This window comes from Enterovirga sp. GCM10030262 (assembly GCF_042666435.1).
Classification (GTDB): Bacteria; Pseudomonadota; Alphaproteobacteria; order Sphingomonadales; family Sphingomonadaceae; genus Allosphingosinicella.
Window position 1 is genome coordinate 647,608 of the sequence record NZ_JBHTDC010000002.1, and the last position, 15,785, is coordinate 663,392.

Below are 15,785 nucleotides of genomic sequence, written 5' to 3' on the forward strand. Positions count from 1 at the left end.
GGCGCCTCAACCGCACCAGCTTCGCCGCCGTCCCTCCCAAGGCCGCGCCAGGCCTTCGGCGACCAATATTTCCCCGAGCGAGCGACCGTCCCGCTCGACGATCCGGAGCTTGCGGCCGTAGCGGTCCTCGTCGCGGCCGATCGGGCGCAGCTCGAACCCGCCGCCGCCCAGCAGCGCCTCGAGCCGCGCCGTCGCCCGCGCGCCAAGCTCCGCTTCGCGGGCGCAGCGCGACGGGTGGGTCTCGGGCGTGTCGATGTCGGCGATGCGGATCGTCTCGCCGCCATGACGGAAAGTGTCGCCGTCAATCACCTGGAAAGAGGCATCGACCGGTACGGCCGGCGCTCCTGTTCGCTCCGTCGGCAAAGCGGAGGGCGGTGCGCCCTCCTGCCGGCGCAGGATTTCCATCGATTCACGCGATCGGGCATAAGGGTCCGGGACGGGCAGCGACGCCAGGTCCGGCTCGGCCCGCGGAACGCTCCATCCGCTGTCGATCTGGTGATAGAGAAGGCCGATCAGCAGGCCCGCGAACATGGTCACGCGAATATCGCGCGCGCTGTACCGCGCGCCGCGCCGGGCTTTTCCCGAAAGAAATGCCATTCTGGCCACTGGACCTCCGCCGCTCGCGCCGTGCGGCGACGATGCTAGGGGAGCCGAGCCAATAAGCGCTTAACGCCGCCGGCCGCTCGCGTCGCCTGCTCCGTTCCGGACCCATCTCGGCCCGTTTCCAGCCGTTGCGGCGGCAATGGCACCCGCCTCGCGCCCTCCTGGATGCTATGCCGAGGGCGCTTTCGAGCGGGGGAGTCTCGCGCATGGGAATGCAACCGGGCGGCAACGCGCCGTCCTACATCGTCGGCCTGCTCGCCACCCTGCTCGGCTGGCACCTGTCCGAGCTGGCCGACGACATCCGCTCGACCCGGGCCGTCTCCTACCGGATCGAGCGGCCGGAGCCGGGCCGGATCGTCGCCGAGGTCCACAATGTCTCCAAGACCCGTTTGCTGGTCGAGGTCGATTTCGCGCTCGCCTGTCCGGGCAGGGACCCGTGCGTTGCCCCCGACACGCACCGGGTCGAGGTCCATCCTCCCAACGCGCCGGGCGCCACCACCATCCGTTCGGGGCCGAGGGTGGTGCGGGTCACGACGACGCTCGCGGCCGGAGGGCGGCTCGAATTCGGCGCCGCCCTCAGCGATAAAGGTGTGGCGCCGCGCTTCCTGTTCGTGCCGAGCGAGACCAACCCGCTCGACATCTACGTCTTCGACGCCGCCAGCCCCCGCGGCTTCGTGGTCGAGAACTATTTCGAGATCATACTTGCCTCGTTCGCGCTGCTGTCGATCGCGTTCGTCGCCCTGCTCGTCCGAGCATCCTGGCCGAAAGGCGGCGCTCGCCGGCAGCCGCCCCCGGAGGCCGCCAGTGCCTAGGCTCGTTTCGGCCGCCGCCGCGCTGCTGCTGCTCGACGCCGTCGCCGCCACGGCCCAAACCCCGCCGCGCGTCGTGGTCCGGGTCGTCGAGCCCGACGGCACCGGCGTCCAGAGCTATGTCAGCCGGCGCGTCGGGGAGGTCGAGGTGGAGACCGAGACCGACGCCAACGGCCGCGTCACCTTCGAACCGTTGAGCTGCACGCCCGGCACCTTGTTCCGCATCAGGTCCTTCTATCCGATGTACGCCAACCAGGGCAGCTGGCGCGCCTGCAAACCCGAGCTCGTCGTCATCCTCCATCCGATCGGCTACGCCTCGTCGCTGGCGGGTCTGCTGTCGGGAGATTTGGCCGAAGCCGGATCCCCGGCCGGGGAAGCGGGCGCCGACGCAAGGGCGCGACTGGCGGCGGCGGCGGAAACCGGGCGCTGGGGAGCCATCGCTTTCGAGGCCAACGAGCTGGCGGCGATCCATCGCGCGTCCGGCGACGCCGAGCGGGCCGCCGCCTACGGCGCCCTCGCCATCGAGAGCGGAGGCCGCGCCATCGCCGCCGCGGCCGAGGCTCCGGTCGCCGCGCCGCTGCTGGTCGAAGAGCGCGCCGGCCTGATCGAGAGCCAGGCGGCCAATGCGGTGCTGAAGGACTTCCAGGCCGACCGCGCGCTCCCGCCGACCGGGCAATGGGACTACCGCACTTTCGCCGCCATCCGCTCGCTCGACGACGCGGCGCCCGCGATAGCGCCCGGCTCCCTGCCCGCGGAGGCTTTCGTCCAGACTGGGGAGGCCGACGCCGAGGCAATGGATGCGCAAGAAGCGTCGGATCCCGATTGCTGCTGAGCGCGGTTGTCGACTACAGCGAGCGCAGCGCCCTCGCCGGCCGCGCCGCCAAAGCCGGGAGCGAGCCGAGCAGCCCGAGGATCAGGGTCACCAGCGCGCCGAGCGCCAGGGTGGCCGCCACGACCGACCAGTCGGGCGCCCATTCGAGCTCCAGCACCTCGACCACCACGTACCAGCCGGCACCGGCGCCCAACGCGAAGGCGATGAAAGAGAGGATGAGGGCGAGCGTGGCGAACTCGATTCCCTGGGCGGCGAGGATGCGCGCCCTGGTCGCGCCGAGCAGCTTGAGCATGACGCTGTCATAGGTTCGGGCGCGGCGGCTCGCGGCCAGCGCGCCGATGAGCACGGCGATGCCGGCGAGGATGGCGACCGAGGCGGCCGAGCGGACGGCGACGGAGAGCTGACCGAGCATTCCGGCCACGGTCTCGACCACTTCCTTGACCCGGATGACCGAGACGGTGGGAAAGGCATTGGCGACGGCGCGCGAGAAAGCCTGCTCCTCAGCCGCCGGCATCGAGATCGTCGCCATGAAGCTGTGCGGGGCGTCCTCGATCGCGCCGGGGGCGAACACGATCACGAAGTTGAAGCCCATCGTGTCCCAGTTGATTTCGCGCAGGCTCGCTATCTCCGCCTCAATCTCGCGGCCGAGGATCGAGATGGTGAGCCGGTCGCCGACGCCGATGCCGATCGCCCTCGCCGCTTCGACGTCGAGCGAGATGAGCGGCGGCCCGCGATAATCGGCGGGCCACCATTCGCCTTCGACCAGGCGGCTGCCGTCCGGGATTTCGCGGGAATAAGTGAGGCCGCGGTCGCCGCGCAGGAACCAGGCGCCCTCGGGAATCTCGGTCATCTCGGAGACGCGCTGGTCGCCGACCGCGACAACGGCTCCGCGCAGCGACGGGATCGTGACGAGGTCGCCTTGCGGCGCCGCTTGGCTTGCGAGAGCGCGGAAGCGGTCGACCTCGGCGACCGGTATGTCGAGCATGAAGAAGCTCGGCGCCGTGTCCGGGATGGTCGTGCGGATCTGGCCCGACAGGTTGGTCTCGATCACCGCCAATGTGGTGAACAACGTAAGGCCGAGGCCGAGAGCGACGACCAGAGTGCCGGTCTGCGCGGCCGGCCGGTGAAGGTTCGCGAGGGCGAGGCGGAAGAGCGGGTTGCGCGGGCGCGGCAGCCTCGATGCGCTCCAGCGGATCAGCCAGCCGATCAGGGTGAGCATGAGCAGGAGGGCGAGCGCCGACCCTATGAACCCCGCGGCGAAACCGGGCTCGCGCGCCGTGGCGATGGCGAGGGCGGCGATGAGGCCGGCGGCGACGGCGATGGCGAGCATCATCCTCCAGCCGGGCCGGCGAAGCGGCTCCAGACTGCCGCGGAAAAGGCTGGCGGCGGGCACGATGCGGGCGCGGGCGAGAGGCAGCAACGCGAAAACCAGGGCGATGAGCAGGCCGTAGGCGGCGCTGATCGCGAGCGGCAGCGGGTAGAGCGAGATAATGGGCGGGACCGGCAAGGCGCTGCCCGCGATCATGGTGACGACCCACGGCACCAGGGCGCCCGCGGCGAGCCCGGCAAGGATGGCCGCGAGCGCGACGATTCCGATCTGGAACAGATAGGAGAGGAAGATGGTGCGGCTGGTGGCGCCGAGCAGCTTCAAGGTCGCGATGACGCCCCTCTTGCCGTCCAGCCACGAGGTGACGCCGTTGCCGACGCCGATGCCGGCGACGACGAGCGCGGTGAGGCCGATCAGGGTGAGGAACTGGCCGAGCCGCTCGATGAAACGGCGGGTTCCGGGGGCGCCGTTGGAGCGGTCGTCTATGTCGAAGCCGGCCTCGGGGAAGCGTTCTTCTATCCGCTGAGTGACCTCCTCGGGCGAGACGCTTGCGGGAAGCTTCATGCGATAGGCGCTGGTGTAGAGGCTGCCCGGCTGGACGAGGCCGGTGGCGTCGAGCCCGGCGCGGTCGACCAGCGCGGTGGAGCCGAGCGCGAAGCCCTGCCCGACTCGGTCGGGCTCCTCGGCGATGAGGCCGATGATGCTGAGGGTGGCCGAGCCGATGCGGAGGCTGTCGCCGACCTCGAGCCGCAGGCGCTCGGCCAGTTCGGGCCCGACGGCGACCTGGTTGCCCGTCGGGCGCGGCGCGAGGGCGCCGGGCTGGAGGCGGAAGGCGCCATAAAGCGGATAGGAATCGTCGACGCCCTTCAGCTCGACCAGCAGGCTGTCGGCGCCGTCGAGGCGGCCGGCCATGGCGCGCATCCGCGTGACATGGCTGAGCTGCCCCTCTGCGCGGAAGGCGGCCAGTTCATCCGGGGTGGCGGCGCGCTGCGCGATCTCGACCTGAACGTCGCCGCCCAGGATCGACTGGCCCTTGTCGGCCAGGCCGTAGACGATCGCGGCGGAGAGCGAGCCGACCGCGGCGAGCGCGGCGACCCCAAGAAACAGGCAGATGGCAAGCAGGCGCAGGCCGGCCAGTCCCCCGCGCAGATCGCGCAGGGCAAGGGTGAGCGGAAGGTTCACCTATCCCTCCCCGGCCCGCGCCGGGGAAGGGAGAGGATTTGGCGCGGCATCCATCAGGCTTTCTTGGCCGCGATCCAGTCGTCGATCTTCTTTTCCAGCACCGCCATCGGCAGCGAGCCGGTCATCAGCACCTGAGCGTGGAATTCGCGAGGATCGAAGCGGTCGCCCAGCGCCGCCTCCGCCTTGGCGCGCAGCCGCTGGATGGTGAGCGCGCCGATCTTGTAGGCCAGTGCCTGGCTCGGGATGGCGATGTAACGTTCGACCTCGGCGGTGGCGTCGGTGCGGCTCATGCCCGAATTGGCGAGCATATAGTCGATCGCCTGGTCGCGGGTCCAACCCTTGGAGTGGATGCCGGTGTCGACCACCAGCCGCATCGCGCGCAGCATCTCGTCGTCGAGATGGCCAAAGCGCTGATAGGGATCGGTGAACAGGCCCAGCTCCTCGCCCAGCGTCTCGGCATAGAGCGCCCAGCCCTCGACATAGGCGGTATTGCCGCCGAAGCGCATGAAAGCCGGAAGCGCCTCATTTTCCTGGGCCAGGCTGATCTGGAAATGGTGGCCGGGCGCGCCCTCGTGGAGGTAGAGCGTCTCCATGCCATAGGTCGTCCGCGACGGCAGGTCATAGGCGTTATAGTAGAAGATGCCGGGGCGCGACCCGTCGGGCGTACCCGACTGGTAGGAACCGCCGGCCGCGGTCTTCTCGCGGAACGGCTCGACCGCGCGTATCTCCAGCGGGCTCTCGGGGATGGTCGAGAATTGCTCGCCGATGCGGGCGTCGACCTTCTTGCCGATCGCATAATAGCCGTCGCGCAGAGCGTCGCGCGATGCCGCCTTGAATTGGGCGTCGGTGCGCAGATGCTCGAAGAATTCGGGCAAGGTGCCGTCGAAGCCGACCTCTTGGCGGATCGCCTCCATCCCGGCCTTGATCCGCGCGACCTCGGAGAGGCCGAGCTCGTGCACTTCGCCCGCCTTGAGCGGCAAAGTGGTCGTGCCTTCGATCAGATAATCGTACAGGCGCTCCCCGCCCTTCATGTGGACGAGGCCGACGCCCTCGCGCGCCCTGGGGAGATAGTCGGTCTTCAGGAAATCGCGGAGGCGAGCATAAGCCGGATAGATTTCGTCGCGCACCGCGGCGAGATAGGCGGCGCTGAAGCGCGCCTTGTCGGCGTCCGAAAAGTCTTCCGGAAAGGCCAGAGCCGGCGCGTAATAAGGCGATTCCTCCGGCTTTTGCGCAAGCTGCAGGTCGAGCTGGTCGATGACGTTCTGGGTCGTCAGCTTCGTCTCGACGACGCCCGATGCCAGGCCTTCGCGAAAACGGCCGATAGCGCGGTCGATAAGCGTCACGAACTCCTTGTGGCGCTTCAGATTATTCTCGTAATCCTCAACCGTCTTGAACGGCGCGGCGCCTTCGCCCGAAGCGAAGGTCGGGTAGAAGGTGTGGAAGCCGCTGAAATGGTTGATCGGGCGAACGACGGTCAACGCCATAATCTCGGGCGCAAAGCCTTCGAGGTCGGATTCGCGGCTGAACTTGAAGACATCATAGGCAATCCGGTCGGTCTCGCCCAGTTGCGCCCGGTCGATCCCGGCCAACGCCGCCAGCTCGGCTTCGGCCGCCGCTTTCTCGGCCGCGAAATATTCGTCGGTGAGATAGTCGCCGAGCCGATCCGCGTAACGCATGTCGCCGCGGAAGAGCGCGCCGATCGGGTTGCGGCGCAGATTGTCCTCGTCGCTCTGCTTGAACAAAGCGTGGAGCTGTCGCGCGGCCTCGGATTGCGGCGCGGCCGCCGGGGTGGACGCGGCCGTCTGCGCGGTCGCGGCGCCGGCGGCCGTGAAGGAGAGTGCCAGCAAAGAGGAAGCGGCGGCGAGAAGCGTGCGGTTCATGGACGGCCTTTCAAGGAAAATGCTGTATTGGCGATCTAATACGCCGAGCCGTGCTCGGCAAGCGCCGATCCGATGGCCGTCGGCTCAGCGCGTCGCGCAGGCGATGGCGGCGGCGTCGACCGCCGTCGCCGCGCCGCGCAGGCGATGGCGGCGGCGTCGACCGCCGTCGCCGCGCCGCGCAGGCGGTAATAATCCCGGACGCGCGCGCCGCGATCCGATCGGGTGGCGACCGTCATGTCGATGCCGGTGCGCATCGCGGCGACGATCTCGGCATCGGCCCGCCGGTCGGCCGCCCAGGCATTGTTGCCGCTGGCGACGAGCTGCCAGGTGCGGTCGTCGATCGTCAGCAGCACTGCCGATCCCTCCCTCTTCTCGCGGCTCAGCCGGATGTGGAGCTGTCCCCGCACTTCCCGGTCCGGCCAATATCCGATCGACGCGAACGGCTTCCAGTCTCGCGCCCGGGGCGAGCGCTCGGGCTCCGCGATCGCATAGCAATGCGTCCCTTCACGGAACGCGCCCCATTGAAAAAAAATTCCGAGCGAATCCTGGCGGCCCTGTCCCCGGATTGGGGCAGGCAGCGCAAGCCCAACGAAAAACAGCAGGAAAAGAGCCAAGCGCATGGTTCCGACAGATCAACGGTCTGTGGCGCCAAGGCAACAGAAAATCGCGTTTATCTGGGGTTCATGCAACTTCCGCCAGCCGCGTTCGCTGGGCTCGCCGTTCCCCAAGCGGGTTCCGTTAACCAATGGAGTTACCCATGCGTAAGTATATTCTCACCGCCCTCCTCGCGGGCACCGTCGCCGCCCCGGCGCTGGCCCAGAACGCCTCCCTGTTCACCGGACCGCGCGTCGAGGGTCTGGTCGGCTACGATTCGCTGCGCTCGGGCGAGCGCGAGAACAATGTCGACGATGCCGACAATGAAGGCGACGAGACGATCGACGGCGTCGCCTTCGGCGTCGGCGCCGGCTATGATTACGATGCCGGCGGCGTGATCCTGGGCGTCGAGGGCGAATTCATGGAATCGACCGGCAACCAGGATGCCGACGAGAGCATCGACGGCTTCCAGCGCAGCATCGAAACCGGCCGCGACCTCTATGTCGGCGCCCGCGTCGGCGTCCCCGTGGCGAGCCGCACGATGGTCTATGCCAAGGGTGGCTATACCAACCTCGCCGTCGAGGCGAATTACGAGGGCGCGGACGACCGCTTCGAGTTCGACACCAACGCCGACGGCCTGCGCGTCGGCGCGGGCGTCGAGCATGCGTTCGGCGAGAATGCCTATGGCAAGGTCGAATATCGCTATTCGAACTACAACAATGTCCAGCATAACATGGTGGACACGGACTTCTCGCGGGAGATCGACCTCGACCGTCACCAGGTCGTGGCCGGCGTCGGCTTCCGATTCTGAAGCCAGCCACTTCCCCCGGATCGCACCGGGGGTTCGGATCGAGAGGCCGGGGCGGCAACGTCCCGGCCTTTTTTTGAGCATCCCCACTGGCAGGCTTGAAAAGGGCCGCTATAACTCCAGTCCAAACCGAAAATTCGGCCGACAAGGGGTAGTAGATGAAGGCGACGATCGAGCGGGCCACTCTGTTGAAGAGCCTCGGCCACGTCCAGTCCGTGGTGGAGCGCAGGAACACGATTCCCATCCTCTCCAACGTCCTCATCGAGGCGACGGAGGACGGCGGCATCCGGCTGATGGCGACCGATCTCGACCTTCAGGTCAACGAGACAGTCGAGGCCAACGTGACCCAGGCCGGCGCCACCACCGTCTCTGCTCACACCTTGTTCGACATCGCCCGCAAGCTGCCCGAGGGAAGCCAGGTCGAGCTCAATGCCGCCGAGGGCAAGATGCAGGTCAATGCCGGCCGCGCCCGCTTCAACCTCCAGACCCTGCCGCGCGACGATTTCCCGGTGATCGCCGAAGGCGATCTGCCGACGAAATTCGAGCTGCCCGCCGCGACCTTGCGCCAGATTATCGACAAGACCCGCTTCGCCATCTCGACCGAAGAGACGCGTTATTATCTGAACGGCATCTTCCTCCACGTCTCCGACGAGGCGCAACCGGTGCTCAAGGCCGCCGCCACCGACGGCCACCGCCTCGCCCGCGTCACCGTGCCGCGGCCGGCCGGCGCGGAAGGCATGCCCGATGTCATCATCCCCAGGAAATGCGTGGCCGAATTGCGCAAATTGCTCGACGAGCTCGACGGCACCGTCGAAATCTCGCTCTCCGAATCGAAGATCCGCTTCGGCCTCGGCAACGCGATCCTGACGTCCAAGCTGATCGACGGCACCTTCCCCGATTACAGCCGGGTCATCCCGACCGCCAACGACAAGCTGTTGAAGATCGACCCCCGCTCCTTCGAGGAAGGCGTCGACCGCGTCGCCACCATCGCCAGCGAGAAGACCCGCGCCGTCAAGATGGCGCTCGACCGCGACAGGATCACCCTCTCGGTCACCAGCCCCGAAAATGGCACCGCCGCAGAGGAAGTCCCCGGCGATTATGCCTCCGAAGGCTTCGAAATCGGCTTCAACGCCCGCTACCTCCTCGACATCCTCAACCAGATCGAGGGCGACACGGTGGAGGTCCACCTCGCCGACGCCGCCGCGCCGACCCTGCTCAGGGAGAACGACAAGGCGCCCGCGCTCTATGTGCTGATGCCGATGCGGGTCTGAGGACCGAAGGATTCGGCGGGCGCCTCGAATATAATGTCGATTGGACACGGCTGGACGAGGCCGGCGAACGCCGCTGCCTTGCGCCGCCGCTTATGAGACAGACCGGCCTTCATCAGCGGCGCAAGCCCGCGCGGGCGGTAACATTCGCGGCGCCGAAGGGTTAACCCCCAAGTCCCCCGATCGATAGAAGAGAGGAAAAACCATGATATCGAAAAGGATAGCAACCTTGCTCGCGGCCGTGGCCGTGGCGGGGGCCAGTCCGGCCTTTTCCCAGGCGACGGCCGCTCCCGCGCCCGCCGCCGAGACGTCCTTCCAGGGCAGCGCCCAAGCGGGCGAATCGAACGTCGCGGCCTATATCGTCGCGGCGGTGGTGTTCGGCGGGCTCATCTACGGCTTCATCGAATTCCTCGACGACGACGAGGGCGGCGTTTCGGTCAGCCCCTGACCCGGCGATGCGGCGCCCCGGTCCGAAGCGGCCGGGGCGACGCTCCCCGCGCGGGGCGCCTTGACTTTTCGCCGGCCCTCCGCTCTAGGGGCGCCACGAGTGCGGGGCCGCGGCCCCGTTCTTCATTTCGGGGTCTTGGCGGTGCCCCATTTCATCGCCTGGCCGGAGCTACCAGAAGGCTCCCATCAAAGTACCACTTTGATGGGTACCCGCTAAACGGGCTTCGGACGAACGAGAAGGAAGTTTCCATGCGTCATCGCGTCGCCGGCCGCAAGCTGCAGCGCACCTCGAGCCACCGCGCGGCCCTGTTCCGCAACATGGCGGCCGCGCTCATCAAGCACGAGCAGATCACCACGACGACGGCCAAGGCCAAGGAGCTGCGGCCCTATGTCGAGAAACTGATCACGCTGGCCAAGAAGGGCGGCCTCTCCAACCGCCGCCTCGCCCATGCGCGGATGCTCGACGATACCCAGCTCAAGAAATTGTTCGACGTCATCGCGCCGCGCTACGCCGAGCGCGCCGGCGGCTATACCCGCATCATCAAGGCCGGCATCCGCGCCTCCGATGCGGCGCCGATCGCCATCATCGAGCTGGTCGACCGCGATGTCGACGCCAAGGGTCAGGATTCTGGCCCGGTGATGTCCGACGAGGACGCGTACGAAGCGGCCTGAACCGGACGACCGGCGGATCAAGGAAGGCCTCCCTGCTTGGGGGGCCTTTTCCTTTTGGGGCGAAAGCGGCCGCCCGCTTATCCCCAAATTGGGGGATGAAGTCGCCGCCTTCCGATGCTAACGCATTGAAAGCTTGGGGGCGTCAGCCTCCGCGTTAATGTGTCGGGGGGGTATGATGGCGCGTTCCATAGTTCAGCGGATGACCGGCGACGAGTCGATCGACGGCCTCCTGTCGGGCACGCGCTGGGTGGGCACGGTCACAATCGGCTTTCCCGACAGCCCGGACGATTATCCGGCCGGCTATGCGGACGAGCCGCGGACCGATTTTTTCGCCGTCTCCGCCGAGCAGCAGCGCGTGATCGGCGAAGCCGTCGACATGATCGAATCCTACACCAATCTGAGCTTCAAGCTGGTCGGGTCCCGCTATGCCGACATCGCCATCGCGCAATCGTCCATGCCGGAGACCGCTTATGCCGCCTATCCGGGCGAGGGGCGGGGCGGCGACATATGGTTCGGAAGCACCAACAATTACCGGACCCCGAAGATCGGCGACTACAGCTACCTCACGCATCTCCACGAATTCGGGCATGCGCTGGGCCTGAAACATCCCCATGAGGGGACGGCGCTGCCTTCTAGCGAGGATTGGCTCGGCAGCACCGTGATGAGCTATCGCTCGCACATCGGCGCTCCGACCACCGGCTATATCAACGAGACGTTCGGCTATCCCACGACGTTCATGATGAACGACATCCTGGCGCTGCAGACGATGTACGGCGCCGATTACACGACCGAAGCGGGCGACACCGTTTATACGTGGAGCCCGATCAACGGCCAGCAGTTCATCAACGGCGTCGGCCAGGCGATACCGGGGAGCGGCGTCGGCGGCGTCTTCGACGGTTCCGCCAACCGCATCTTCATGACCGTGTGGGACGGCGGCGGCAACGACACCTACGACCTTTCGCTCTCTACCGAAAACGTCAGCATAGACCTGGACCCCGGACAGGGTTCGATCTTCTCGCAAGTGCAGCGGCCCAATCTCGGTAACGGGAGGTACGGCCTCAACGTCTATAACGCTCATCTGTTCGAGGGCGACGAGCGGTCGCTGATCGAGAATGCGGTCGGCGGCATCAGCAACGACTCGCTGAGGGGCAACCAGGCCGCCAACCGGCTGACAGGCGGCGATGGCGACGATTATCTATCCGGGCGGGCGGGCAACGACCGGCTGGTCGGCGGCGCCGGCAACGACACGATCATCGGGGGCGCCGGCGCGGACACGGCAGTGTTCGATTTCGACTATCGCGACGCGCTGCTCATCTTCCAGGACAATGGGGAATTGAGCATCGGCACGGCCGGCGCGATCGACACCGTGCAGGCAGTTGAATTCCTGCGGTTCAACGACCGGCTGGTCCGTGTTACCGACATCGCTCCGCCGGACGACGTCGCACCGCAATTGAGTGGGTTCGACGATAACCAAGTCTATGTCTATCAGCACAACTTGAACATCTCGTTTAACGAATATGTCGAGCTGGGCGAGGGCGAGGTCCGCCTCTTCTATTCGGATGGAACACTTTTCCAGACGTACACTCTCGACGATTTCAATTCCACCGAAACCGGTGGGTATTTCAACATCATCATATCTGACTTCGAAGGTAATTTCTATTTTGAGATCGACGCGGGCATCGTGGTCGACGCGGCCGGCAACGCATTCGAAGGCCTCTACGGCCCCAATACGTGGAACTTCACCGTCGGGCCGGTCGACGATTATCCCGCCTATCCGCCAACTTCGGTCCTGGTGACGCCGGACGGTCCCGCCGTCGATGGCTATATCAACGACAGCAACGACGTCGACTATCTCGCGCTAAGCCTCACGGCCGGCCAGCTGTACGAAATCGAGGTTGAGGCGCACGGGCCGAACGGAGCCAGCGGCCTCACCTACGATCTCTACGACAATATCAACGACTATTACGGATATACCTTCCTCGCCCGCGGAGGAGAGGCTGCGCCGATCCACTACCTCGCCGATCGGACCGGAACATATTATTTCAAGGTCGACGGGGATGGCGCCGGCGACTACGCGGTTTCCGCGCGAACCCTCGCCGACGATTTCGCCGGCGATGCCAGCACCATCGGGAGGCTGAGGGCGGATGGCCCCGCCGTGGATGGCATCCTCCACAATGACGATCGGGATTGGCTCAAGATCGACCTCGTGGCGGGCGAGACCTACCGCTTCAACATCCGGTCCGGCTCGAGCGCGTGGCCGGATGGTGGCGCGCCCGCCTTGTTCGCCTCATTGCGCGACGAGTCCGGAATCTATTCCGGCGGTACGGGGCTGGAGACCGACGAGGGTCAGTTCGTCGTCACCGCCACCACATCCGGCATCCATTATCTGGAGTTCGGTAACGGCGGTTCCTACCTGCGCGAAACGGGTTCCTACTCCGTTGAGGTCGAACGCGGCGCCTTCTCGCCGCCGACGCTGGTGGCGATGACCCCCACCCCGGGAAGCACCGGCGTTCATCCCGGCGCCGACATCGTGCTCACTTTCAGCGAAGCGATCCAGGCCGGCGGCGGCGACATCCTCCTCTACACAGGCGGGCCGACGCCGATGCGGATCGATGTCAACGACGATTCGCAGGTGACGATCGATGGATCGACGCTGATTATCGATCCGACCAACGATTTGCGGGCGGGCAGTGTCAGAATCGATCTGGAGCCGGGCGCCATCCAAGACCTTGATGGCACTCACCTGATCCTCTCCTCCGACTCCATCGCGGGTTCCGCAAACAGCTTCGGAGAAGCCGGCCTCGATGGCGACTCTTTGATCATCGAGATCGGCGACGGCCGCGACGATTATGGTGAGACGATCGCGACGATCGGAAGCATCGCCGACGGCGGCACCGTTACCGGCGAGGTCGGCTCCTACCTCGATTCCGACTGGTTCAAAATGTCGCTGATCGGCGGCCAGACCTATGACCTCAGGCTGATCAACGGCGACGGCCGCGCACCCCATGACGCGTTCAGCAACAGCCGCCTCGCGGTTCGCGACGGCGCGGGAACGCTGCTCGTGGAGGATGCGCTCAACAGCGGCGGCGGCGCCAACAGCCGGCTCTTTTTCACCGCGCCCACCAGCGGCGACTATTTCATCGAAGTGCGCGGAGAATATGCCGGAACGAGCTTCGGCTACAGGCTCGAGGCGCGCAGGCCCGCGCCGACCGAAGGCGCTGACAATATCGTCATGGGCGGCGGCGGCGACGCGATCGCCGGCGAGGGCGGCGACGACCGGCTCGACGGCGGCGCCGGCAACGACCACCTGTCAGGAGGGTTCGGCGACGACGTGCTGATCGGCGGCGACGGCGACGACATGCTCGACGGCGGCGAGGGCATCGACCGCATCATCGGCGGCGCCGGCACCGATACCTTGACCTATGCGGCCGCGGCCGCCGCGATGACGCTCGATCTGGCGGCGGGCATTGCCCGGCCGATCGGCGGAACCGGCACCGAGAGGCTCTCCTCCATCGAGAATGTGATCGGATCGAGCGGCTCCGACAAGGTGATCGGATCGGATCGCGCGAACCGGGTCGAGGGCGGCGCCGGCAACGACAACCTCAACGGCATGGCCGGCAATGACGTCCTGTTCGGCGGCACCGGCAATGATGCGCTGAACGGCGGCGGAGGCGACGACCGGATGGTCGGCGGCCATGGCGACGACGTCTATTCCGTGCGCGACGATTCCGACGCGGTGATCGAAGGAGCGGGGCTCGGCTCGGACAGCGTACGCGCCTTCCTCGATTATGTGCTCGGCGAGCATGTCGAGACGTTGCGGCTGTACGGCGGGGCGCTGAATGGCACCGGCAATGCGCTGCACAATTTGATCGTCGGCAATTCGGGCGACAATGTGCTGGAGGGGCTCGGCGGCGCCGACCGGATCAGCGGCGGCAGCGGAACCGACAGCCTGTCCGGCGGGATCGGGCGCGATCGCCTTTATGGAGGGCTGGGCAACGATCTGCTGACGGGCGAAGGCGGCGACGACCATTTGAACGGGGATCAGGGCGTCGACAGCCTCGATGGAGGCAACGGCCTCGACCGCCTGGCCGGCGGGGACGGCGCCGACATCCTGGCGGGCGGAGACGGCGACGACAGCCTGATCGGCGGCGCGCAGCGCGATACCATGACCGGCGGCGCCGGCGCCGACATGTTCATCTTCTCCGACGGCGACAGCGACGCGCTGCGCGGCCAGGCCGACCGCATCCTCGATTTCAGGCGTGTCGACGACGACCAGATCAACCTGCGCCAGATCGACGCGGACGTGAACCGCGGCGGCAACCAGGCCTTCAGCTTTGTCGGCCGCGACGCGTTTTCGGACACCGCCGGAGAGTTGCGCCTGCTGACCGCCAATGGCTTCACTTATGTCGAAGGCGATGTCGACGGTGACGGGCGAGCGGATTTCTCGATTCGCCTGGACGGCGAAAAGGCATTGCTCGCGTTCGACTTCATCCTCTGACCCGGCCGCCGGGCCATCCATCGGTCGATGCCATCTGGCCGGAAATCGCCCTAGCGGGCGAGCAGCCAGACGAGAGCGGCGGTGCCGGCGACGATCCGGTACCAGGCGAACGGCGCGAAGCCGTGGCGGCCGACGATGCCGACGAACCAGCGGATGACCGCGATCGCGACCACGAACGAAACCAGGAAGCCGATCGCGATCAGGCCCCAGTCGACGCCCGCGGCGGCGATCTCCTCATGGTGCTTGGCGACCGAGAGCGTGGTCGCGCCGACCATTGTCGGCACAGCGAGGAAGAAGCTGAACTCGGCCGCCGTCCGGCGCTCGACTCCGAGCGCGAGCGCACCCATGATGGTCGCGCCCGAGCGGCTGACGCCGGGAACCATCGACAGGCACTGGACCAAGCCCACGCCGAACGCGCGCTTCAAGGGGATCGCCGCGACGCCGGGCTCGATGCTCGCCGGCTTGACCCAGCGCTCGATCAGCAGGATCGCAATCCCGCCGAGGATCAGCGCGACCGCCACGACCACGGCATTGCCGAGCATCGCCTCGATGGCGTCGATCAGTATCAGGCCGAGCACCGCCGACGGAAGGAAGGCGACGAGGATGTTGAGGGCAAAGCGCCACGCTCCAGCCTCGCGCGCGAACAGGCCGGTCGCGACCGTCCAGAAGGTGCGCCAGTAAAGCACGATCACGGCTAGGATCGCGCCGAGCTGGATAATGACGTTGAACGTCGCCCATTGCTCGGCGCGGTAGCCGAGCAATTCGGCGGCAAGGATCAGGTGGCCGGTCGAGGAGACCGGCAGGAACTCGGTCAATCCCTCGACGATGCCGAGCAGGATCGCCGTCAAGATCAGCGGCACGGGGA

At 66.8% G+C, this 15,785-nt stretch carries 12 protein-coding genes; 7 read left to right on the forward strand and 5 right to left on the reverse strand.

What is annotated here, in order from left to right; all coding sequences use genetic code 11:
• Positions 1 to 6 precede the first annotated feature (6 nt).
• Positions 7 to 537, reverse strand: a complete 531-nt coding sequence (locus ACFQRC_RS12380; RefSeq protein WP_379961664.1) for a thermonuclease family protein — start codon at positions 535 to 537, stop codon at positions 7 to 9.
• A gap of 272 nt (positions 538 to 809) precedes the next feature.
• Here ACFQRC_RS12380 and ACFQRC_RS12385 point away from each other — a divergent pair, with 272 nt between their 5' ends.
• Both ACFQRC_RS12385 and ACFQRC_RS12390 read left to right on the forward strand, forming a co-directional pair.
• Positions 810 to 1,415 (forward strand): hypothetical protein, encoded by a 606-nt coding sequence (locus ACFQRC_RS12385; RefSeq protein WP_379961666.1) that lies wholly within the window; start codon positions 810 to 812, stop codon positions 1,413 to 1,415.
• The gene (locus ACFQRC_RS12390) at positions 1,408 to 2,244 is read left to right on the forward strand and encodes a hypothetical protein (RefSeq protein WP_379961668.1); all 837 of its coding nucleotides are present in this window, start codon (positions 1,408 to 1,410) and stop codon (positions 2,242 to 2,244) included. Before ACFQRC_RS12385 ends, ACFQRC_RS12390 begins: the two co-directional genes overlap by 8 nt.
• Positions 2,245 to 2,257: 13 nt before the next feature.
• Here ACFQRC_RS12390 and ACFQRC_RS12395 read toward each other — a convergent pair whose 3' ends face one another.
• The 3 genes from ACFQRC_RS12395 to ACFQRC_RS12405 are packed head-to-tail and all read right to left on the reverse strand — an operon-like array spanning position 2,258 to position 7,040.
• On the reverse strand, positions 2,258 to 4,753 hold the full coding sequence (locus ACFQRC_RS12395; protein ID WP_379961670.1) for an ABC transporter permease: 2,496 nt from the start codon (positions 4,751 to 4,753) through the stop codon (positions 2,258 to 2,260).
• A 53-nt stretch (positions 4,754 to 4,806) separates the two neighbouring features.
• Positions 4,807 to 6,633: a DUF885 domain-containing protein gene (locus ACFQRC_RS12400; protein ID WP_379961672.1), complete on the reverse strand. Its 1,827-nt coding sequence runs from the start codon at positions 6,631 to 6,633 to the stop codon at positions 4,807 to 4,809.
• Between the two features lie 35 nt (positions 6,634 to 6,668).
• The gene (locus tag ACFQRC_RS12405) at positions 6,669 to 7,040 is read right to left on the reverse strand and encodes a hypothetical protein (protein WP_379961674.1); all 372 of its coding nucleotides are present in this window, start codon (positions 7,038 to 7,040) and stop codon (positions 6,669 to 6,671) included.
• Positions 7,041 to 7,390: 350 nt separating this feature from the next.
• Here ACFQRC_RS12405 and ACFQRC_RS12410 point away from each other — a divergent pair, with 350 nt between their 5' ends.
• The 5 genes from ACFQRC_RS12410 to ACFQRC_RS12430 all read left to right on the forward strand — a co-directional run bounded on the left by ACFQRC_RS12410 (position 7,391) and on the right by ACFQRC_RS12430 (position 14,920).
• Positions 7,391 to 8,038 (forward strand): outer membrane protein, encoded by a 648-nt coding sequence (locus tag ACFQRC_RS12410; protein ID WP_379961676.1) that lies wholly within the window; start codon positions 7,391 to 7,393, stop codon positions 8,036 to 8,038.
• 155 nt (positions 8,039 to 8,193) lie between these two features.
• Positions 8,194 to 9,306 (forward strand): DNA polymerase III subunit beta, encoded by a 1,113-nt coding sequence (gene dnaN, locus ACFQRC_RS12415; protein ID WP_379961678.1) that lies wholly within the window; start codon positions 8,194 to 8,196, stop codon positions 9,304 to 9,306.
• 202 nt (positions 9,307 to 9,508) lie between these two features.
• Positions 9,509 to 9,751 carry a hypothetical protein gene (locus tag ACFQRC_RS12420; RefSeq protein WP_379961680.1) on the forward strand — a complete coding sequence of 81 codons (243 nt, stop codon included), beginning with the start codon at positions 9,509 to 9,511 and terminating at the stop codon, positions 9,749 to 9,751.
• A gap of 248 nt (positions 9,752 to 9,999) precedes the next feature.
• Positions 10,000 to 10,422, forward strand: a complete 423-nt coding sequence (gene rplQ / locus ACFQRC_RS12425) for a 50S ribosomal protein L17 (protein ID WP_379961682.1) — start codon at positions 10,000 to 10,002, stop codon at positions 10,420 to 10,422.
• Between the two features lie 175 nt (positions 10,423 to 10,597).
• Positions 10,598 to 14,920 carry an Ig-like domain-containing protein gene (locus tag ACFQRC_RS12430; protein WP_379961684.1) on the forward strand — a complete coding sequence of 1,441 codons (4,323 nt, stop codon included), beginning with the start codon at positions 10,598 to 10,600 and terminating at the stop codon, positions 14,918 to 14,920.
• 50 nt (positions 14,921 to 14,970) lie between these two features.
• Here the strand turns inward: ACFQRC_RS12430 and ACFQRC_RS12435 are convergent, their stop codons facing one another.
• The gene (locus ACFQRC_RS12435) at positions 14,971 to 15,780 is read right to left on the reverse strand and encodes an undecaprenyl-diphosphate phosphatase (RefSeq protein ID WP_379961686.1); all 810 of its coding nucleotides are present in this window, start codon (positions 15,778 to 15,780) and stop codon (positions 14,971 to 14,973) included.
• Positions 15,781 to 15,785 lie beyond the last annotated feature (5 nt).